Raw genomic sequence first — 18,771 nt, 5'->3', positions numbered from 1 at the left:
CCGAGCCTACCGCCGAGCCGGGGTGAGACAGTTACATGGTGACGACTGAGATCAGGCTGGCGCTGCCCTCGGAGTACGGCGAAGTGGGCGAGCTGACCGCCGAGGCCTACGCAGCGGACGGTTTCATCCCCGAAGGCTCCGACTACGGCCTGACGCTCCGCAACGCCGCGGACCGCGCCGCCAAGTCGGAGTTGTGGGTCGCCGTCGACGGTCCGCAGTTGCTCGGCACCGTGACTTTCTGTACCCCTGGCTCGGTCTACGCCGAGATCGGCCGGCCAGGTGAGGGCGAGTTCCGGATGCTCGGCGTCTCGGCCAAAGCCCGCGGCCTGGGCGTCGGTACCGCGCTCTCCCAGCACTGCATCGACCGCAGCCGCACCCTCGGCTACCACCGGGTCGTGCTGTCGAGCGCGTCCTACATGACCCCCGCCCACCGCATCTACGAGCGGCTCGGCTTCACCCGCCTGCCCGAACGCGACTGGTCTCCCCGCGCTGGTGTCGACCTGTACGCCTTCGCTCTCGACCTGTGACTGTCGTGCCGGAGCCCACGTCGCCGGTGCCTGCCTCTCCCGAGCCCGCCCCACCGGCGCAGCCTGCCTCCCCCGATCTCGTCTCGCCGGCGCAGCCTGCCTCCCCCGAGCCCGCCCCACCGGCGCAGCCTGCCTCCCCCGATCTCGTCGCACCGAACCCCGCGCCGCCGCGACCTGCCTTCCCCGCACTAGCCTCGCGGGCGCAGCCTGCCCTCCCCGGGTTCACCTCGCGGGCGCAGCCTGCCCTCCCCGGGTTCACCTCGCGGGCGCAGCCTGCCCTCCCCGGGTTCACCTCGCCGGAGCCTGTCTTTCTGGAGCCGGCCGACTGGCAGCCACTGCATGCGGCCCACGCACTCCGCGTGGACGCCCTCCTCGCCGACCACCTCGCCAGGCGCAGCCGCGGCGAGAAGCACCCCGTCGAGGACTTCCTCTTCACCTACTACCCAACCCGCCCGAAGCAACTACGCCTCTGGCACCCCGGCCCCGGCCTCGCACTCCGCGGCGCGACGCAGTACGAGGGAAAACGCGGCTACCTCTACTCCGAAGGCGCCGCCCGCCTCGACCCCACCGAGATCACCCGCCGCGCCGACTCCATCACCTGGATCGCCCAGTTGCTCAAGGCAACCTCCGGCAGGCAACCCCAGTTCGGCTGCTTCGGCCTGCACGAATGGGCGATGGTCTACCGCACCGAGGAGATCCGCCACGACTGGCCCCTCCGCCTAGGCTCCACCGGCACCGACCAGGTCGTCGAATCCCACAAAATCGCCTGCTCCCACTTCGACGCCTTCCGCTTCTTCACCACCCCCGCCCGCCCGCTCAACCTCCTCCAGCCAACCCGCGAATCCCAACCAGCACTGGAACAAGGCGGCTGCCTCCACGCCAACATGGACCTCTACAAATGGTCCACAAAGCTGATGCCGTTCACCCCCAGCTCCTTACTGTTGGACTGCTTCGAGCTGGCCCGCGACATCCGCACCCTCGACATGCGCGCTTCCCCATATGACTTCGCGGCCCTCGGCTACGAGCCGATCGAGATCGAAACGCCCACCGGCAAGGCCCAGTACGCCGCCGCGCAACGCACCTTCGCCGACCGCGCCCGACCACTCCGCCTTCAGTTGGCCGACCTCTGCGATCGCCTACTGCAAGAAGCCGCAGCACCTGTCACAAGCTGAACCCCGGTCCAGGTCGTCGGTGCCGTCCATCCCCCGCGATGACTGCCTGGGATCAGACCATGAAACGCATCGGTGCCGGCTCCGGCGTCGGGTTCCAGACCTCGTCGAGCGGGGTCGCGCGCCACTTCCAGGGCTGAACAGAAGGTCGCCCCGGCAGGTCGACTCGGCCGGTCACCCATTGCAGCGCCGTCCAGGAATCGGCACCTAGATCCGCCAGCTCGTCTGAACGATGGGCGAACATTCTGGTCAGGACCCTCAGGCACACCTCCGCCGAAGGCTCGTACCGCAAGGCCAAGCCGTCGGCGAGATCCTTGCCGTGCAGGAGCAGCTCGACACATCCCATCCCAGCGAAGCCGTCAGGATCGGCGATCCCCCAGGGATGGAACGCGCGAGTACCGGCCGGAGCGGCCTGCACGACCAGTCCGAGAATCCGGCCCGCCGCCTCGAGGAAGTCGATCATCCCGGCCGGCGGAGCGCCGTTCTGCACCTGGCTTCGCCACCGCACATACCCGGTCTCAGCATTGACGGCCAACTGTGTGGACCAGTGCAGCAACGCCTGTCCGACATGCTCGACGGTGAAGGCGCAAGACCACTCCAGATCTCCCGCGGGCACTGACCAGTCTCCGTCCACAGCCCCAGACAGCACCTCGGCGACATAACTGACGACGGAGTCCAACTCATCAACCATGGCCATCGACGAATCTCCTGGATGCAGAGTGGGGGAAGCAGCTTAGATCAGCGATATAGACTCGAGGCCTTGTTCAAGGTTAATCAATAAGCTTGAATATGAGAATGGCGCGCGTCGAGTTGAAGCGGTGGCCGGGGCACCCGGATGGGTTTACCCGGGCTGAGCGGCTGGGCGGATCGTACGATCTGTACTTTCCGGATCCGCTGGTGGGCCGGGAGTTCGATCTCAGCGATGAAGTGCTGGCTGCCTTAGAGGACGCTGCGGGGGATCTGGCTCGTCTTGATGCAACCGCCGCGGTGTTGACCAACAGCGAGGCGTTGGCCCGACTCTTGTTGCGGGCGGAGGCGGTTGGGTCTTCGCAGATCGAGGGGCTGGTGGTGGGAGCTCGGCGGTTGCTGAAGGCGGAGGCCTTGCGGGACGGGGGGCGGCACCATGACGTGACAGCCGAAGAGGTTCTCGGGGCGGTCGACGCGATGATGTGGGTGACGGAGTCCGTGCAGATCGGGGACAAGCTCGAGGTCGAGCATCTACTGGAGGCGCATCGACGACTGATGGCGCACTCCCCCACTCCGGAGTTCGGCGGCGAGGTTCGGTATCTGCAGAACTGGATCGGCGGACGATCCCCCGCCGAGGCGTACTACGTCCCGCCGCCGGCGCAAGTTGTGCCCGAGTTGCTCGCCGACCTGATGACCTTCATCCGCGAATCCCCACTCCCCGTGCTGGCCAAGGCCGGCATCGCGCATGCACAATTCGAGACCATCCATCCATTTGCCGACGGCAACGGTCGCACCGGGCGTGCGCTGATCCACCTCGTACTGCGAGCCGAGGGCCTCGTCGAGCGCAGCGTGCCGCCCGTCTCGCTCTCCCTTGCCACGCACGCGACGCAGTACGTCGAAGCGCTCACCGCTTTCCGGCATACCGGCAAGGCGACGAACCTGCGCGCTCGTCAGGCCGCCAACGAATGGCTGCTGATGTTTGCCACCGCTTGCAGCCATGCAACAGCCGAGGCTGCCCGATTCGAACGCACCGCCGCTGACCTCAAGGCTGCTTGGCGTGAGCGCGCGGCGCCCGTCCGCGCGGGCTCAGCCGTGGACCTCCTGATCGAGACCCTGCCGGCTGCACCCGTACTGACCCTGGCAGCGGCGGCCGAGTTGATCGGCAGATCGCAGCAGGCCGCCAACCAGGCCCTCACCCGCCTGACCGAGGCCGCCGTTCTCCGCGAGATCACGGACGGTCGCCGGAACCGTGTCTATGAAGCTCCTGAGCTGATCGATGCCTTCACCCTTCTCGAACGTCGGTTCGCCAGTCCGGCCGCCGATACGCGCGTCGAAGCGCCTAGCAGACCGGTTCCGTCAGTGCCGCGATCGACACGCTGAGCTGATTGACTTTCCTCGCTTTCTCGATGAACAATTCGAACATACGTTCGAGAGCTGGATCAAATCGGGGAGTGTGAGGATCTGTGATGCCGGAGCCGTTCGACTGGGAGATTTTGCAACGGCCATCAGCCATGGCGATGGTGCGCGGGCAGCTCGGCTTCAGCTGGATGGTGTTGTCGGGACGACTAGCTGCACTGACCGACGAGGAGTACTTCTGGCGCCCGAGCGCCGAGGCGCTGACCGTCGTCCGGCGGCAGTACGCGGGACGGTTCAGATCTTTGGGCTCGGGTGAGTGGGTGGCGCAATGGCCGGACGAGCCGGACCACCGCGGACCGCGCACGATCGCCTGGCTGATCGCGCACCTGACCGAGACGTTCTTCGAGCGCTGGGAGTGGACCTTCGGAGCCAGCCAACAGGGGCGCGCCGACATCACCCTGCACGGAAACGCTCAAGACGCAGTCGCCTGGCTGGCGCACTGGGTCGACGCCTGGCGAGAGTCGATCGCCGATCTCGACGAGGAGGAGGCGATGACGATCGGCTTGAGCCAAGCCACCGAGCTGGATGCGGCCGAGCCGTTCGGCCACGTGATCCTCCGACTCAACCGCGAACTCATCCACCACGGCTCGGAGATCATGACACTCCAAGACCTCCACGCCTTGGCGGCCTGACCCCATGCCGCCCCCACTCACTGGACAGCTGATCAGCAACCGACGGCAGGTCGCTGAACAGGCGACTGACAGCCTCCTGCGTGTCGCTGGACCCGTAGTTCGCAACCGCCTGCGTGTCGCTGAACCCGCGGTTCGCAACCGCCTGCAGGTCGGCGGACCAGCTGATCAGCAATCGACGGCAGGCCGCCAGACCGATTGCCGGCGGCAGGTCGCTTGACCAGTTGATCGCCGGCGAGCCCCAGATCGCCTGGCCGTCGAGGCGGAGGCCGTTCCCTCCACTGCGTAGGAGCGCGCCTCGGCGGCCAGGCCCACATCCAGTCCTACGCACGGAGCTTCAAGACCACCACGCATTGTCAGGCCTGACGTCGATGCAGCTCAGCTCGTAGGCCGGTTGATCCACAACTGAATGCAGACAACCGGACGACGGGCCGACGGCTGGCCACGTCGCTGGACCGGTCGATCGGAGCCAGTCGCGCCGTACCGGTCGATCGCGCCAGTCGCGCCGTACCGGTCGAACCACTGCGAACCCACATTCGCCTGGCCGCCAAGGCTATGCCTCCACCCGCCGCTCAGGAGAGGGCCTTGGCGGTCAGGTCTCACACTCGGTCGAGCGCGGAGGCCTCACAATCTCCGCTCACTGATGACTGACTCGACGACACAGAAGTCCCGGCCGAGGTGCAGCCCTGAGGTCGGCACGCACCCGGGGCGAGGCGGCGGCAGATGCTGATCGAGGCGTGCGAGCTCGAGGTCGCCTACGACCGCCTGGAGCTGCCGATCAAGCTCGCTCATACCAGCTCCACCCGGCAGACCAGCATCGCCTCGCTGGCCACCCTCAGTACTGGATTGGAGCCGCTGAGCCAAACTTGACATTGCGCCGAGATGCGTTTTTCACACAAGATGTGCGCCACTCGGCGAGTCGAGGCACTAGATGTGGGGGTTGGGGGGTTAAGGTCTCACCACTGGTCGTCAGGGGAATCCGGTGAGAATCCGGGGCTGCCCCGCAGCGGTAAGCGGACAAGTAAGCCCCGTGAGCCCGAATACCTGCGACCGGTGCGTGTGCCGCCGGCACGCGCTGTCCGAGACCTCGAGGGCGGGTCGCAGGGCGAGACAGCAGCAGACCGTCGGGTTGGCGCGCAGCAGCGTTGAACAGTGCTGCGTGGGCAGCCCACGGGTGGAGTCTGGGCTCCTCGACGATCTGCGTCGCGTGTCCCGTCATGCGCAACTCCCGGGGTCCCGGTCGTCAAAGACTCGCGTGGAGAGAGCGCTTGTGACCATCGTTTCTGCAGGTCAGTCGGCTACCGACCAGGCCGCACCCCCGAACCAGCTCACTGTCGTACGGCGTGATGGCAACAGCACCGCCTTCGACCCGAGCAAGATCTCGGTTGCCCTCAGCAAGGCGTTCCTCGCCGTCGAGGGCACCGACGCCGGCGGCAGCCACCGCGTGCGCGACCTGATCGCCGACCTCACGGCCAAGATCATCGAGGCGCTGACCAGCCGCGGTGACGCCCGCCGCAGCGTCCAGGTCGAGGACATCCAGGACCAGGTCGAGCTGGCCCTGATGCGCGCCGGTGAGCACCAGGTCGCCCGTGCCTACGTGCTGTACCGCGAAGAGCGCACCAAGGCCCGTACGCCGGAGAACGCCGCCGAGCTCAGCACCACCCCGGTCATCACCGTGAAGGCGGCCGACGGCAGCACCGCTCCCCTGGACGTCGACCGCCTGCGGGTCATCGTCGCCGAGGCAGCGGTGGGCCTCGACTCCGTCGACGCCGAGCTGATCCTCAACGAGACCCTCGGCTCCTGCTACGACGGCATCGCCCAGCACGAGGTCGAGCTGGCCCTGGTGATGGCTGCCCGTGGCTACGTGGAGACGGAGCCGGAGTACAGCTTCGCCGCCTCCCGCCTGCTGCTCGACCAGATCCGTCGCGAGACGCTCGGCCGGGTGCACGGGGAGCCGCGTCAGGCGAGTCAGGCCGACATGGCCACGGCGTACGTCGACTACTTCCCGCAGTACATCCAGACCGGGATCGAGGCCGGGCTGCTCGACCCCGAGCTGGCCACCTTCGACCTGGCCCGGCTGGCCGCGGCGATCAAGCCGGAGCGCGACCTGGACTTCGCGTTCCTCGGTCTGCAGACGCTCTACGACCGCTACCTGCTGCACATCGACAAGATCCGGTTCGAACTCCCCCAGGCCTTCTTCCTCCGGGTCGCGATGGGCATCTCGCTCCGTGAGGAGAACCGCGAAGAGCGCGCGATCGAGTTCTACGAGCTGCTCAGCTCGTTCCGGTTCATGTCCTCGACGCCGACCCTGTTCAACTCCGGTACGACGCGGCCGCAGCTGTCGTCCTGCTTCCTGACCACGGTCGACGACGACCTGTCCGGCATCTTCGCCGGCATCCGCAACAACGCGCTGCTGGCCAAGTACTCCGGTGGCCTCGGCAACGACTGGACTCCGGTCCGCGGGATCGGCGCCAAGATCCGTGGCACCAACGGCGAGTCGCAGGGCGTCGTGCCGTTCCTCAAGATCGCCAACGACACCGCCGTCGCGGTGAACCAGGGTGGCAAGCGCAAGGGCGCGGTCTGCGCGTACCTCGAGACCTGGCACATGGACATCGAGGAGTTCCTCGACCTGCGCAAGAACACCGGTGACGAGCGTCGCCGCACGCACGACATGAACACCGCCAACTGGGTGCCCGACCTGTTCCTGCAGCGGGTCGAGTCCGGTGGCGACTGGACGCTGTTCTCGCCCGACGAGGTCCCGGACCTGCACGACCTGTACGGCGCGGCCTTCAAGACGGCGTACGAGAACTACGAGCGCAAGGCCGACCAGGGCGAGATCCGGGTGTTCCGCCGGGTCAAGGCCGTCGACCTGTGGCGCCGGATGCTGACCGTGCTGTTCGAGACCGGTCACCCGTGGATCACCTTCAAGGACGCCTGCAACCTGCGTTCGCCGCAGCAGCACGACGGCGTCGTGCACTCGTCGAACCTGTGCACCGAGATCACCCTGAACACGACCGTCGACGAGACCGCGGTCTGCAACCTGGGCTCGGTCAACCTGGTCGCGCACCTGACCGAGACCGGTCTGGACGCCGAGCTGATCCGCGACACCGTCAAGACGGCCGTCCGGATGCTCGACAACGTGATCGACGTGAACTTCTACACCACGCCGGAGTCAGAGCGCGCCAACCAGCGGCACCGTCCGGTCGGCCTCGGCCTGATGGGCTTCGCGGACTCGCTGTTCAAGCTGCGGATCCCTTACTCCTCCGACGCCGCGGTCGCGTTCGCCGACAGCTCGATGGAGCAGATCAGCTACCACGCGATCGAGGCGTCCAGCGATCTGGCCGCCGAGCGCGGCCGCTACCAGACCTACGAGGGCTCGCTGTGGAGCCAGGGCATCCTGCCGATCGACTCGCTCGAGCTGCTCCGCGAGGCGCGCAACGGCGATCTGACCGTCGACACCGGCAAGCTGCTGGACTGGGACGCGCTGCGCGGCAAGGTCCTGCGCGACGGCATGCGCAACTCCAACGTGCTGGCGATCGCGCCGACCGCGACGATCTCCAACATCTGTGGCGTCAGCCAGTCGATCGAGCCGATCTACCGCAACCTGTTCGTCAAGTCGAACATGTCCGGTGAGTTCACCGTCGCCAACCCGTACCTGGTCGCCGACCTGAAGGCCCGCGGGTTGTGGGACCAGGTGATGGTCTCCGACCTGAAGTACCACGACGGCATCCTGTCCCAGATCGACCGGATCCCGGCCGACCTGCAGGAGCTGTACGCGACAGCGTTCGAGATGAACCCGCTGTGGCTGATCAAGGCCGCGTCGCGTCGGCAGAAGTGGCTCGACCAGGCGCAGTCGCTGAACCTCTACATGACGGCGCCGTCGGGCAAGGCGCTCGACGAGCTGTACCGGTCGGCTTGGCGCTACGGGCTGAAGACGACGTACTACCTGCGCTCGCAGTCGGCCACGCACGTGGAGAAGTCGACCATCCAGGGCACAGACGGCCGGCTCAACGCAGTACCGGTCGCGCCAGCTGCTGCTCCGGTTGCGCCTGCTGCCGCTCCGGTCGCGGCTGCTCCGGCTCCGGTGGCATCGCCGGTCGCGGCGGCGCCGGCGGCCGTGGTACCGGCTGTTGCTCCGGAGGTTCCGATGGACGACACGTTGCTCGACGCACCGAACGCCTGCCTGATCACCGACCCCGACTGCGAGGCCTGCCAGTGACCACCACCGATGCCAATGTGACCGGACTCGGGTCGATCGCCGTCGGCGCGTCCCGGATCCAGGTCGCCGACAAGGCGATGATCAACGCCCGCGCGGACGTGAACCAGCTGCTGCCGCTGAAGTACCAGTGGGCCTGGGACAAGTACCTTGCCGGGTGCAACAACCACTGGATGCCGACCGAGGTCTCGATGCAGGCCGACATCGCGTTGTGGAAGTCCAAGGACGGCCTGACCGATGACGAGCGGCTGATGCTGAAGCGCAACCTCGGCTTCTTCGCCACCGCGGAGTCGCTGGTCGCGAACAACATCGTGCTCGCGGTCTACCGCCAACTCACCAACCCCGAGTGCCGGCAGTACCTGCTCCGCCAGGCGTTCGAGGAGGCCGTGCACACGCACACCTTCCAGTACATCTGCACCTCGCTCGGGCTGGACGAGGGCGAGCTGTTCAACATGTACCGCGAGGTGCCGTCGATCTCCGACAAGGACGCCTGGGCGCTGAAGTACACCCAGCACCTGGAGGACCCGGACTTCAAGACCGGTACGCCGGAGACCGACACCGACTTCCTGCGCGACCTGATCGCGTTCTACGTGGTCTTCGAGGGGATGTGGTTCTACACCGGTTTCGCGCAGATCCTGTCGCTCGGCCGGCGCAACAAGATGGTCGGCATCGCCGAGCAGTACCAGTACATCCTGCGTGACGAGTCGATCCACCTGAACTTCGGCATCGACTGCATCAACCAGATCAAGCTGGAGAACCCGCACCTGTGGACCGAGAAGTTCCAGGCCGAGGTGCGGCAGATGCTGACCGAGGCGTGCGAACTCGAGGTCGCCTACAGCCGCGCGACGATGCCGAACGGCATGCTCGGCCTGACCGCCGAGCTGTGCGAGCAGTACATGCACTTCGTCACCGACCGGCGCGCGGAGCAGATCGGCATCAAGCCGATCTTCGGCGAGACCCGCAACCCGTTCGGCTGGATGTCGGAGCAGATGGACCTGCAGAAGGAGAAGAACTTCTTCGAGACCCGGGTGATCGAGTACCAGTCCGGCGGCGGCCTCAGCTGGGACTGATCAGTTCGTAACAACCGATGGCGTCGCTCCTCCACGGAGCGGCGCCATCGGCGCGTTCAGGCGTGCGTTTTAGCCAGCAGTTCCAGTACTTCGGCTGTGGTGCCGGATTCTCCGAGGCGGGGGAAGATCCAGTCCAGGCTGTTGTGGTGGGCGTCGGGGTTGAGGTCGGTCATCGCGTCGGTGGCGAGGGTTACGTGGTAGCCGTGCTCGTACGCCGCGCGGGCCGAGGACTCGACGCCGATGCTGGTGGCGACGCCGGTGAAGACGAGTTGGGTGATGCCGCGGCGGCGGAGGTGAAGGTCGAGGTCGGTGCCGTAGAAGGCGCCCCAGTTGCGTTTGACCACGACGATGTCTTCGGGGTGGCCGGCGAGTTCGTCGACGATGTCGGCGGCGCCCGGCGGGATTGTGCCGCCGGAGGGGCGGGGGCGTTCGGTGCGGCCGGGGAGGCTGTCGCCGGGGGTGGTGTCGACGCGGACCAGGATCACCGGGAGTTGGTGTTTGCGGAAGGCGTTGGCTAGCTCGACCGAGCGGGCGACTACGTCGGCGGTGGAGTACGGCGTACCGGGCAAGGCGACTACCGCGTTCTGCAGGTCGATGACGACCAGGGCGGTCTTGGGGTCGAGGGTGGTGAGTGCCACGAGGGGTGACCTTTCAGGTGGGTTGGGGTGAGCCGATGCGGCTCAGGGAGCGGTCGAGAAGTGTGATGATCAGCAGCAAGCTGGTGATGCCGATCAGAAACCAGGACAGGTGGTGGAGGCCGGTCGTGCTTGCCCCGGTCTTGAAGAAGGTCGCGTTGGCCGCGGCGGCGACGAGGGCACCGACGTACGTGGCGGTCCGGAGGAGACCGGCGGACGAACCCATTCGCGCCGGATCCGCCTGGTGGTACAGGGCGTTCTGATTGGCCAGGCCGTTGAGGCCTTGCGGGAAACCGGCGGCGATTCCGAGCGCGACCAGTAACCACAGGGCGCTGCCCTGCCCGGCCAGTTGGAGACCGGCGCCGGCGATCAGCAAGATGATGCCGCCAGCAACGAGTTTGGCGCGGACCTGGGCGCGCCGGCCGGTGATCACCGTGATGACGATCGCGGCGCCGGACATCGGCAGCAGCACCAAGCCGGCCACGGAGGCGCTCAGCGAGCGCGTCTCCTCCAGCCATTGGGCAAACCCGTAGAGGAACGAGTAGCTGACCACGAATGCGAGCACCTGCCGCGCATAGGTCGCGAGCAAAGGCGCATTGCCACCAAACACACGCAGATCGATGAACGGCTCCAAAGTACGAAGCTCCCGTACTGCGAAGGCCGCGCCGATCGCGACAGCCAGCACCGGCAGGTACAGCCGATCAACGGCCGGCCGCATCAGGAAAACCATCAGCGAAACCAGCGTCCCCGCGAACAACACGATCCCGGCATAGTCCAGCCGCCGAGCAGCAGTCCGTACGCCGGTCGCCCGGCGCGGCAGCCAGAACCAGCCGAGCAGCACACACGCGATCGACAGCGGCACGTTGATCGTGAAGATCAGGTGCCACCCGCCGAGCCCGATCAGCAGCCCGCCGAGGGTCGGGCCGATCACCGCGATCACCTGGTTGGCGATCGACAACGCACTGAGGATTCCGGCCGGACTCTGCTGACCGGTGCGGTCGGACTCGCTGCGGATCAACGACATCGACGCCGGGTACGCCGCTGAGGTCCCGAAGCCGAGCAGGACCCGGGAGGCGATCAGGAAGCCGAGACTCGGCGCGAGCGCACCCAGCAAGCCGGCGACTCCCACCAGGGCCGTGCCGATCAGGTAGAGCGGACGGGGGCCGTAGCTGTCGACCAGCTTGCCCATCACCGGCTGCCCGACGGCGGTCGCGAGGTACAGACCGGTCACCAGCCACGCGGTCTCGGACGGCGGGACGCCGAAGGCTGCGCCGATCGGGATCAGCGCGATCGCAAGCATGCTCGAGTTGATCGGGTTCAGGATCGAGCCGAGCATCATCGGCGCCACCAGCTTGCGATCGAAGGCGCTGGTCACGCCCGGGTCGCCTCCTCGAGCAACGCGAGCGCCTCGATGATGGTCTGCCGCTGGGCCTCGGTGCAGTTCTGTTGCAGCGCGTTGGCCAGCCACTCCTGCCGCACCTGCCGATCCCCCTGCAGCCGCTCCTGCCCTGCTGTGGTCAGCGAGATCAGCTGCCGACGACCGTCCGAGGGGTCCGGAGTCCGCTCGACGAATCCCAGCTCCGCCAGCGCCGCGACAGTGGCGGCCATCGACTGCGGCCGAACCCGCTCGGCGGCGGCGAGATCGCTCGCGGACGCGGCGCCGTCCTTGTCGAGCCGGCTCACCACCGACTGCTGCGACGGCGTGAGGTCGGCCGTCTCCGCCAGCTCACGGAGTCGCCGGCGCAGCCGGCTGACGACGACCCGGACTTCACTGGCCGCCTGCACCGCGGATTCGGAGATCTCCACCTCTTCACCGTACGACCGTCAGTCCAAACTGTCCAGTCCAGACTGTCTATCTTCGGAGGACCTCCCGTTTAGCATGCTGACGGTTTCATCGACCGCCCCGAGCGAGGACTTGAATGCGCAAGAGAACCGTGGCCCTCACCGCTCTCGTGGTGACTGTCGCCGTCGCCGCAGTCGGCGCTCTCGTTGTCCGCATCCCCCCGATCAGACCGTCCGGCTGGAAGGTCGGCGAAGGCACCTTGCTGATCGCCGCCAACAACAAGCTCGCAGTCACGCTCAACCAGGAAACCCATGCACTGCAAGGCCGCGCGATCACCGACGGCAGCGAAGCGTGGAAGAACAGCTTCGGCGACTCGGGCACGGTTCGGTCGCAACAACTGGGCGGAGACTCCGTCCTCCTCCATGGCGACTCGGGCAGTTCGCAACGGGAAAATCAGGCGGCGGTGGTCTCAATTGCCGACGGCACAACGCGTTGGAGCCAGAGCATCGGCCAGCAGGAGCCCTTCACCACCAACGGCGACGTCGTCGTGTTCAGCGGCAACGAGACGACGACGGGTATCGAGGTCCAGACCGGCAAGAAGCTGTGGACGCAGGCCGGTGAGGCGCAGGCCGGGTCCGGCGGGCAAAGCTCCTACAACCCACGCCGCTGGGTCCCCCGATCGGACTGGATCGCCATCCGCGGCAGCGACAAGTCGGCGCCGGTTGCCGTGCTCAACATACGAACAGGCAAGGCGGCGGCCATGGTGCAGGCCGCCGGCAACGACTTCGTTGTCGCGGGCAACACCTTCGTCGAGTTCGGCTTCGTCAAGAACGGCCGCCGGCTGGCCAAGGGCACTCCCCTGGCGGGCGGTCGTTCCTGGCAGGCGGAGTTCAGAGGATCCAACGGCCACGAGGTCCTGGATGTTGTCGACGGCAAGGCGCGGGCACTGTACGACGACAGGGCCATCCTCCTCGAGCCCGAGACCGGCGAGGTACGCGAGGTGCCGATCGAGGACCACTGGTCCGTGAACTGGTACGACGGCGGCGTCGGCGGGCGCTACCTCGCGGTCGAGAAGCGCGACCAGGACCGTAACGTCGTCGCGTGGGCCGTGACCGACACCGTCACCGGCAAGCTGGTGAACCTCGACGGACGCGGCCGGACGGTCGAGTTGACCATCGCGCAGTACTCCGGCGACGTGGCGATCTCACGCACCACCGTGGTCGACGCGGTGGGAGCCGAGAGCAACCGCTTCACCTGGATCGCCAACGGCGCGGGCCAGGGCGAACTCACCACCGCCGAGTCAGGACAACGCGTGGAATCCGCCGCTACCGCAGTTCAACTGGGTGACCGGATCGTCGAGCTGCACAAGAACTAATCGTTGGCACGGCCAATCATTCCGACGTATTGTTGGTTCAACCAACGAAGGAGTCGGTCATGATCGAGCCGTTCACCATCACCGTTCCGCAAACAGACCTGGACGATCTGGCCGATCGTCTCGCCCGTACGCGCTGGCCCGACGAACTGCCGGGAGTCGGCTGGGACCACGGCATCCCGCTCGCCCGGGTGCGGGAGCTGGCGGAGTACTGGGCGACGGGCTTCGACTGGCGCGAGCAGGAGGCGCGGCTCAACCAGCTTCCGCAGTACGTGACCGAGATCGACGGGCAGCGGGTGCATTTCGTGCATGTGCGCTCTGCCCGCGAGGATGCGCTGCCGTTGATTTTCACCCACGGATGGCCGGGGTCGTTTGCCGAATTTGTGGAGGTGGTCGAGCCGTTGTCGGCTCAATTCCACCTGGTGATTCCGTCGATCCCAGGATTCGGGTTCTCCGGGCCCACACACGAGACCGGCTGCGGCGTCGATCGGGTCGCCCGCGCCTGGGCCGAACTGATGAGCCGCCTCGGCTACGACCGGTACGGCGCTCACGGTGGCGACTTCGGGTCGGGGATCTCGCGAGCGCTCGCCGTCGCCGCTCCGAGCAACGTGGTCGGCCTGCATCTCACTTATCTGCCAGGTCCGCCGCCGCCAGGCGTGACGTTCGAACTCGACGAGGAGGACACCCGGCGCCTGGCACGCATCAAGGAATTGATGGCCAACCGGCCGGCGTACCAGGCACTGCAGGCGACCCGGCCGCAGACGATCGCGTACGCGCTGACCGACTCCCCCGTCGGCCAGCTCGCCTGGATCGCGGAGAAGTACACCGAGTGGACCGACCCGTCGTCGGACATCTCGATGGACGAGCTGCTGACGAACGTCTCGCTCTACTGGTTCACCGGTACGGCGGGGTCGTCGGCCCGTCTGACCAAGGAGACCGCGCGGCAAGCGTCACCACCCTGCCCGGTCCCGATCGGTGTCGCCGTCTTCCCGCACGACATCACCCTCGCCGTCCGGGCACACGTCGAGCACCTGTACGACGTACGCCGGTGGACCGAGTTCGAGCACGGCGGTCACTTCTCCGCGCTCGAGGTTCCGGCGCAGCTGGCCGCCGACATCACGGCGTTCTTCCAGCTGGTCAGGAGTAGCTGACCTCCAGTACGCCGATCACCTTGTCCAGCCGCGCAGCCACCCGGCCGGCGTCGAATCCGTTGCCTTCGACAACGATTCGGAGGGTGCAGCTCTCCAGGCACAGGGTCAGCTCGCGGACATCGTACGGGTTGAGCTGGACGGCGATCCGGGCCAGCAGGCCGCGGGTCTCGACGATGTCCGCGGTGAAGACGGTGAGCACGCGCTCCGGTACGACGTACGCCGGCGGCGTCGTCTTGACCGGGGCCAGGGTTGCCATGGCAGTCATCGCACGACCTCCTTGTGACGAAGCAGACCGTAGGTGACGCCGTCGACCAGCGCCTCCCAGGATGCCTCGACGATGTTGTGTCCGACCCCGACGGTGAGCCAGGATCCCTCGCCGTCGGCGGTCTCGATCAGGACTCTGATCACCGCGTCGGTGCCGTGTCCCTGGTCGAGGATCCGGACCTTGTAGTCGACCAGGTCGAACTTGTTCACCACCGGGTAGGCGCGCTCGATCGCGGTCCGCAGCGCGTGGTCGAGCGCGTTCACCGGGCCGTTGCCTTCGCCGGTGACGACCTCGCGGTCACCGCCGGCCACCAGCTTCACGGTCGCCTCGGAGACCGCCTCGCTGTCGGCGCGGGACTCGGTGATCACCCGCCAGGACTCGACGTCGAAGAAGCTCACCCGCCGGCCGTCGGCCTCCTCGCTCAGCAGCAGCTCGAACGACGCGTCGGCGGACTCGAAGGTGTAGCCGCGCGACTCCATCTCCTTGACCCGGTCCGTCACCCGGCTGACCAGGTCGCGGTCGTTGCCGAGGTCGAAGCCGAGCTCACGGCCTTTCAGCTCGACGCTGGCCCGGCCGGCCATCTCCGAGACGAGCATCCTCATGTCGTTGCCGACCAGGGCGGGATCCGTGTGCTGGTAGAGATCGGGATCCACCTTGATGGCGCTGGCGTGCAGTCCCGCCTTGTGGGCGAAAGCTGACACACCGACGTACGGCTGCCGGTTCGACGGCGGCACGTTCGTCACTTCGGCGATCGCGTGCGCGATCCGGTACGACTCGGCCAGCCGGCCGGGCGGGAGGAGTTGCATTCCCCGCTTGAGTTCGAGGTTCGCGACGACGGCGAGCAGGTCGGCGTTGCCGGTGCGTTCGCCGTACCCGTTGATGGTGCCCTGGACGTGGGTGGCGCCGGCCTCGACGGCGGCGATCGAGTTCGCCACCGCGCAGCCGCCGTCGTTGTGGGCGTGGATGCCGAGGCGCGCGCCGGTCGTGTCCAGTACGTCGCGGACGATCTCCTGCAGCTCGCGGGGCAGCGTGCCGCCGTTGGTGTCGCAGAGCGCGACCACGTCGGCGCCGGCCTCGACCGAGACCCGCACGACCTCCAGGGCGTAGGCGCGGTTGGCGCGGTAGCCGTCGAAGAAGTGCTCGGTGTCGAGGAAGACCCGCTGGCCGTGCTCGGTCAGGTGCCGCACGGTGTCGGCGATCATCCGCAGGTTCTCGTCCAGCGTGGTCCGCAGCGCCCGCTCGACGTGAGCATCGTGGCTCTTGGCAACCAACGTGACGACAGCGGCGCCGGAGTCGCGCAGCGCGGCGACCTGCTGGTCGTCGGCGGCCGGCGTACCGGGCTTGCAGGTGGCGCCGAACGCCGCGAAGGTCGCGTGCCGCAGATGCAGTTCGGTGCGGGCCCGCTGGAAGAACTCGGTGTCTTTCGGCACCGCGCCCGGCCAGCCGCCCTCGATGAAGCCCACACCCAAGTCGTCCAGGTGCTGCGCGATGGCGATCTTGTCGGCCACGGACAGCGCCAGACCCTCCTGCTGCGCGCCGTCGCGCAGAGTGGTGTCGTAGACGTGGAACTCGTCGGATGTACTCACGGGATCGCCTTCCGAATACGGGCTTCAGGCAAACAAAAAACCCCCCGCACAATGCGAGAGGTCTGCACGCTCAGGTACTGCCGGCTGAGCGCGCCTAGGTAATAATGATCGCGTAGGTCTTCATGACGTTTCGAAGTCTGCCATAGGAATTCCGTCAGGTGGCCGATTGTCTCGAAAAGCGAACATCCAGTACTTCAGTCAGTACTACGGAGCGTGGCGGAGTACTGGATCAGGCGCTGAGCGACCAGCCCGGGTCGTCCCAGGCGGTATAGAAGTCCTCCCGGCTGAGCGGGCGCAGACCCCACTCCTCGCGATTCAGGCCCTCCTCGGTGAGCCCGCCGTCCTCGTCCTCGAGGCGCTGCCACCAGTACCGCAGTACGGTGCCGTCCTCGCCGACCTGCAACTGCCGGACGATGACCCACTCGCGCTCGTGCCAGACCGCCTCGAACAGCCAGTCCGTCCCGTACTCGTCGGCGCGCGCCCCGAACGTCCGCGCACCGGTGCCCCGATCGAGGTCCCGGATCAGCTCGACCGACGCGCGATAGGCCCGCGCGGTGTCCGGCTGCCAACCACGCTGCTCGGCCAGCTTCGCGTAGTACGCCTCGACCTCGTCCGGAAAGCCACTCATCGCCCGACCCTATCCAAATCCCTGGCCCGTCCGGCTGAGAGGATCCTGTGAATGAGGTCCATTCCGTTCCGGCCGGCAGCGATCGCCTGCGCCGTCGTCGCGATCGTGCTGCTGGCACCGACCTGGTTCGTCTTCGACGGAACGCCTGAGCGCGAGGCCTTCACCGCCAGCGGCTTCGGCATGTCCGGCGTGGTTCCCGGCCAGGACCATTCGCCGATGGGCGCCCACGGCGTGCTGCTGTTGATGGTCTATCTGGTGGCGGCGATCACGGTGCTGACTCTCCCGGTGAGCGACAAAGCCACCCTGGTGATGGCCGGCGCCGGGCTGATCGCCACCGCGATCCTGCTCGTCGATCGGCCGCGGGGAATGGCTGGAGTCTCACTGAGCTGGGCGCCGTTCGCGGCCGTGGTCTGCTGGCTCGTCACCGTCGCTGTCGTTCGCGCCGCCCAACCGCACAGCAGAACGCCCCGGTAACCGCGAGGCGATTCCGGGGCGTTCGGCTCTGGTCTTCAGCAGACCTTGGTCATCCAGCCGTGGGTGTCGGTGGCGCGGCCGTACTGGAGGTCCAGCAGGGCCGAGCGGACGGCGGCGGTCACCTTGCCGCCCTCGCCGTCGGCGACCTGGACCTCGCCGCCGTTCCACTTGAGCGAGGCGACCGGGGTGATCACCGCGGCGGTGCCGCAGGCGAACACCTCCTGGATGCGCCCGGAGGCGGCGCCCTCGCGCCACTCGTCGATCGAGATCTTCCGCTCGGTGACGCTGTAGCCGAGATCGGTGACGAGCTTCAGGATCGAGTCGCGGGTGATGCCCTCGAGGATCGTGCCGGACAGTTCCGGGGTGACGACGGTGCTGTCGTCGAGGACGAAGTACAGGTTCATCCCGCCGAGCTCTTCGATCCATTTCTTCTCGACCGCGTCGAGGAAGGCGACCTGGTCACAACCCTGCTCGATGGCCTCGGCCTGGGCGAGCAGTGACGAGGCGTAGTTGCCGCCCGTCTTGGCCGCGCCGGTGCCGCCGGGGGCTGCCCGGGTGTACTCCTCGCTGAGCCAGATGCGGACCGGCTTGACGCCCTTGGCGAAGTACGAGCCGGCCGGCGAGGCGATCGCGCAGTACGTGACCTGGGCCGACGGCCGGACGCCGAGGAACGGGTCCGAGCCGAACATGAACGGCCGCAGGTACAGCGAGGTCTCGCCACCGGCGGGGACCCAGGCCTTGTCGATCTCGATCAGCTTGTGCAGCGAGTCCAGGAACGCGTCCTCGGGCAGCTCCGGCAGCGCGAGCCGCTGGGCCGACCGGTTGAACCGCGCCGCGTTGGCCTCGGGCCGGAACAGGTGGATCGAGTCGTCGAGGTGGCGGTAGGCCTTCATCCCCTCGAAAATCGTCTGGGCGTAATGGAACACCGAGGTCGCCGGAGACAGCTCCAGCGGCCCGAAGGCGGTGATCCTCGCGTCGTGCCAGCCGTTCTCCCGGGTCCAGGTGGCGATCGCCATGTGGTCGGAGAAGTGCTGCCCGAATCCTGGGTTCGCCAGGGTCTGGGCACGCTGGTCGTCGCTGGCCGGTTGGGTGTTGGGCTCAACGGTGAACTGCAAATCCGCGCTCATAGCCGCACCGTACCTGTTGTTGAACTGGTCAGGCGA

At 67.3% G+C, this 18,771-nt stretch carries 18 protein-coding genes and 1 riboswitch; of the genes, 10 read left to right on the top strand and 8 right to left on the bottom strand.

All coding sequences use genetic code 11. The annotated features are described in order from the left end of the window. Positions 1–35: 35 nt before the first annotated feature. Both AB0P21_RS35830 and AB0P21_RS35825 read left to right on the top strand, forming a co-directional pair. Entirely contained in the window at positions 36–527 is a 492-nt protein-coding gene (locus AB0P21_RS35830; RefSeq protein WP_363702902.1) for a GNAT family N-acetyltransferase, read from the top strand. After that, complete coding sequence (locus AB0P21_RS35825; protein ID WP_363702900.1) at positions 524–1,699, top strand: 3-methyladenine DNA glycosylase; 1,176 nt, start codon at positions 524–526, stop codon at positions 1,697–1,699. Before AB0P21_RS35830 ends, AB0P21_RS35825 begins: the two co-directional genes overlap by 4 nt. A 52-nt stretch (positions 1,700–1,751) precedes the next feature. Here AB0P21_RS35825 and AB0P21_RS35820 read toward each other — a convergent pair whose 3' ends face one another. Beyond that, positions 1,752–2,393: a hypothetical protein gene (locus AB0P21_RS35820; RefSeq protein WP_363702898.1), complete on the bottom strand. Its 642-nt coding sequence runs from the start codon at positions 2,391–2,393 to the stop codon at positions 1,752–1,754. A 98-nt stretch (positions 2,394–2,491) separates the two neighbouring features. On the opposite strand from AB0P21_RS35820, the gene AB0P21_RS35815 reads away from it, so the two are divergent. From AB0P21_RS35815 to AB0P21_RS35795, 5 genes are all read left to right on the top strand, one after another. Beyond that, on the top strand, positions 2,492–3,763 hold the full coding sequence (locus AB0P21_RS35815; protein WP_363702896.1) for a Fic family protein: 1,272 nt from the start codon (positions 2,492–2,494) through the stop codon (positions 3,761–3,763). Between the two features lie 86 nt (positions 3,764–3,849). Further along, positions 3,850–4,431 carry a DinB family protein gene (locus tag AB0P21_RS35810; protein ID WP_363702893.1) on the top strand — a complete coding sequence of 194 codons (582 nt, stop codon included), beginning with the start codon at positions 3,850–3,852 and terminating at the stop codon, positions 4,429–4,431. Between the two features lie 720 nt (positions 4,432–5,151). Continuing rightward, positions 5,152–5,298 (top strand): hypothetical protein, encoded by a 147-nt coding sequence (locus AB0P21_RS35805; protein ID WP_363702891.1) that lies wholly within the window; start codon positions 5,152–5,154, stop codon positions 5,296–5,298. A 79-nt stretch (positions 5,299–5,377) separates the two neighbouring features. Continuing rightward, a riboswitch (cobalamin riboswitch) is annotated at positions 5,378–5,495 on the top strand. A gap of 203 nt (positions 5,496–5,698) precedes the next feature. Next, positions 5,699–8,647, top strand: a complete 2,949-nt coding sequence (locus AB0P21_RS35800; protein WP_363702889.1) for a ribonucleoside-diphosphate reductase subunit alpha — start codon at positions 5,699–5,701, stop codon at positions 8,645–8,647. Beyond that, positions 8,644–9,714 carry a ribonucleotide-diphosphate reductase subunit beta gene (locus AB0P21_RS35795; RefSeq protein WP_363702887.1) on the top strand — a complete coding sequence of 357 codons (1,071 nt, stop codon included), beginning with the start codon at positions 8,644–8,646 and terminating at the stop codon, positions 9,712–9,714. The genes AB0P21_RS35800 and AB0P21_RS35795 overlap by 4 nt, the downstream gene beginning before the upstream one ends. A 56-nt stretch (positions 9,715–9,770) precedes the next feature. On the opposite strand, the gene AB0P21_RS35790 is transcribed toward AB0P21_RS35795, so the two are convergent. The 3 genes from AB0P21_RS35790 to AB0P21_RS35780 are packed head-to-tail and all read right to left on the bottom strand — an operon-like array spanning position 9,771 to position 12,155. After that, positions 9,771–10,352, bottom strand: coding sequence for an isochorismatase family protein (locus tag AB0P21_RS35790; RefSeq protein WP_363702885.1), 582 nt, complete (start codon positions 10,350–10,352; stop codon positions 9,771–9,773). Between the two features lie 13 nt (positions 10,353–10,365). Beyond that, positions 10,366–11,724, bottom strand: coding sequence for an MFS transporter (locus AB0P21_RS35785; RefSeq protein WP_363702883.1), 1,359 nt, complete (start codon positions 11,722–11,724; stop codon positions 10,366–10,368). Further along, positions 11,721–12,155, bottom strand: coding sequence for a MarR family transcriptional regulator (locus AB0P21_RS35780; protein ID WP_363702881.1), 435 nt, complete (start codon positions 12,153–12,155; stop codon positions 11,721–11,723). Before AB0P21_RS35780 ends, AB0P21_RS35785 begins: the two co-directional genes overlap by 4 nt. Before the next feature lie 113 nt (positions 12,156–12,268). Here AB0P21_RS35780 and AB0P21_RS35775 point away from each other — a divergent pair, with 113 nt between their 5' ends. Then, entirely contained in the window at positions 12,269–13,507 is a 1,239-nt protein-coding gene (locus AB0P21_RS35775) for a PQQ-binding-like beta-propeller repeat protein (RefSeq protein WP_363702879.1), read from the top strand. A gap of 59 nt (positions 13,508–13,566) precedes the next feature. Then, positions 13,567–14,655 carry an epoxide hydrolase family protein gene (locus AB0P21_RS35770; protein WP_363702877.1) on the top strand — a complete coding sequence of 363 codons (1,089 nt, stop codon included), beginning with the start codon at positions 13,567–13,569 and terminating at the stop codon, positions 14,653–14,655. On the opposite strand, the gene AB0P21_RS35765 is transcribed toward AB0P21_RS35770, so the two are convergent. From AB0P21_RS35765 to AB0P21_RS35755, 3 genes are all read right to left on the bottom strand, one after another. Next, positions 14,642–14,920 carry a hypothetical protein gene (locus AB0P21_RS35765; RefSeq protein WP_363702875.1) on the bottom strand — a complete coding sequence of 93 codons (279 nt, stop codon included), beginning with the start codon at positions 14,918–14,920 and terminating at the stop codon, positions 14,642–14,644. The two genes, AB0P21_RS35770 and AB0P21_RS35765, sit on opposite strands and share 14 nt — an antisense overlap. Further along, positions 14,917–16,506 carry a citramalate synthase gene (gene cimA, locus AB0P21_RS35760; protein WP_363702873.1) on the bottom strand — a complete coding sequence of 530 codons (1,590 nt, stop codon included), beginning with the start codon at positions 16,504–16,506 and terminating at the stop codon, positions 14,917–14,919. Before cimA ends, AB0P21_RS35765 begins: the two co-directional genes overlap by 4 nt. Positions 16,507–16,735: 229 nt before the next feature. Beyond that, on the bottom strand, positions 16,736–17,134 hold the full coding sequence (locus AB0P21_RS35755) for a hypothetical protein (protein ID WP_363702871.1): 399 nt from the start codon (positions 17,132–17,134) through the stop codon (positions 16,736–16,738). Between the two features lie 51 nt (positions 17,135–17,185). On the opposite strand from AB0P21_RS35755, the gene AB0P21_RS35750 reads away from it, so the two are divergent. Further along, positions 17,186–17,608, top strand: a complete 423-nt coding sequence (locus AB0P21_RS35750) for a hypothetical protein (protein WP_363702869.1) — start codon at positions 17,186–17,188, stop codon at positions 17,606–17,608. 35 nt (positions 17,609–17,643) lie between these two features. Here AB0P21_RS35750 and AB0P21_RS35745 read toward each other — a convergent pair whose 3' ends face one another. Then, positions 17,644–18,735, bottom strand: a complete 1,092-nt coding sequence (locus AB0P21_RS35745) for a branched-chain amino acid aminotransferase (protein WP_363702867.1) — start codon at positions 18,733–18,735, stop codon at positions 17,644–17,646. Positions 18,736–18,771 lie beyond the last annotated feature (36 nt).

The organism is Kribbella sp. NPDC056861 (assembly GCF_040687575.1).
GTDB lineage: Bacteria > Actinomycetota > Actinomycetes > Propionibacteriales > Kribbellaceae > Kribbella.
This window is presented reverse-complemented; position numbering and strand designations above follow the sequence as displayed.

Coding starts and splice junctions, on each gene's coding strand:
- AB0P21_RS35820 (WP_363702898.1), bottom strand. CDS start 2,393: ATGGCCATGGTTGATGAGTTGGACTCCGTCGTCAGTTATGTCGCCGAG.
- AB0P21_RS35810 (WP_363702893.1), top strand. CDS start 3,850: ATGCCGGAGCCGTTCGACTGGGAGATTTTGCAACGGCCATCAGCCATG.
- AB0P21_RS35765 (WP_363702875.1), bottom strand. CDS start 14,920: ATGACTGCCATGGCAACCCTGGCCCCGGTCAAGACGACGCCGCCGGCG.
- AB0P21_RS35775 (WP_363702879.1), top strand. CDS start 12,269: ATGCGCAAGAGAACCGTGGCCCTCACCGCTCTCGTGGTGACTGTCGCC.
- AB0P21_RS35770 (WP_363702877.1), top strand. CDS start 13,567: ATGATCGAGCCGTTCACCATCACCGTTCCGCAAACAGACCTGGACGAT.
- AB0P21_RS35830 (WP_363702902.1), top strand. CDS start 36: ATGGTGACGACTGAGATCAGGCTGGCGCTGCCCTCGGAGTACGGCGAA.
- AB0P21_RS35750 (WP_363702869.1), top strand. CDS start 17,186: ATGAGGTCCATTCCGTTCCGGCCGGCAGCGATCGCCTGCGCCGTCGTC.
- AB0P21_RS35745 (WP_363702867.1), bottom strand. CDS start 18,735: ATGAGCGCGGATTTGCAGTTCACCGTTGAGCCCAACACCCAACCGGCC.
- AB0P21_RS35755 (WP_363702871.1), bottom strand. CDS start 17,134: ATGAGTGGCTTTCCGGACGAGGTCGAGGCGTACTACGCGAAGCTGGCC.
- AB0P21_RS35815 (WP_363702896.1), top strand. CDS start 2,492: ATGGCGCGCGTCGAGTTGAAGCGGTGGCCGGGGCACCCGGATGGGTTT.
- AB0P21_RS35805 (WP_363702891.1), top strand. CDS start 5,152: ATGCTGATCGAGGCGTGCGAGCTCGAGGTCGCCTACGACCGCCTGGAG.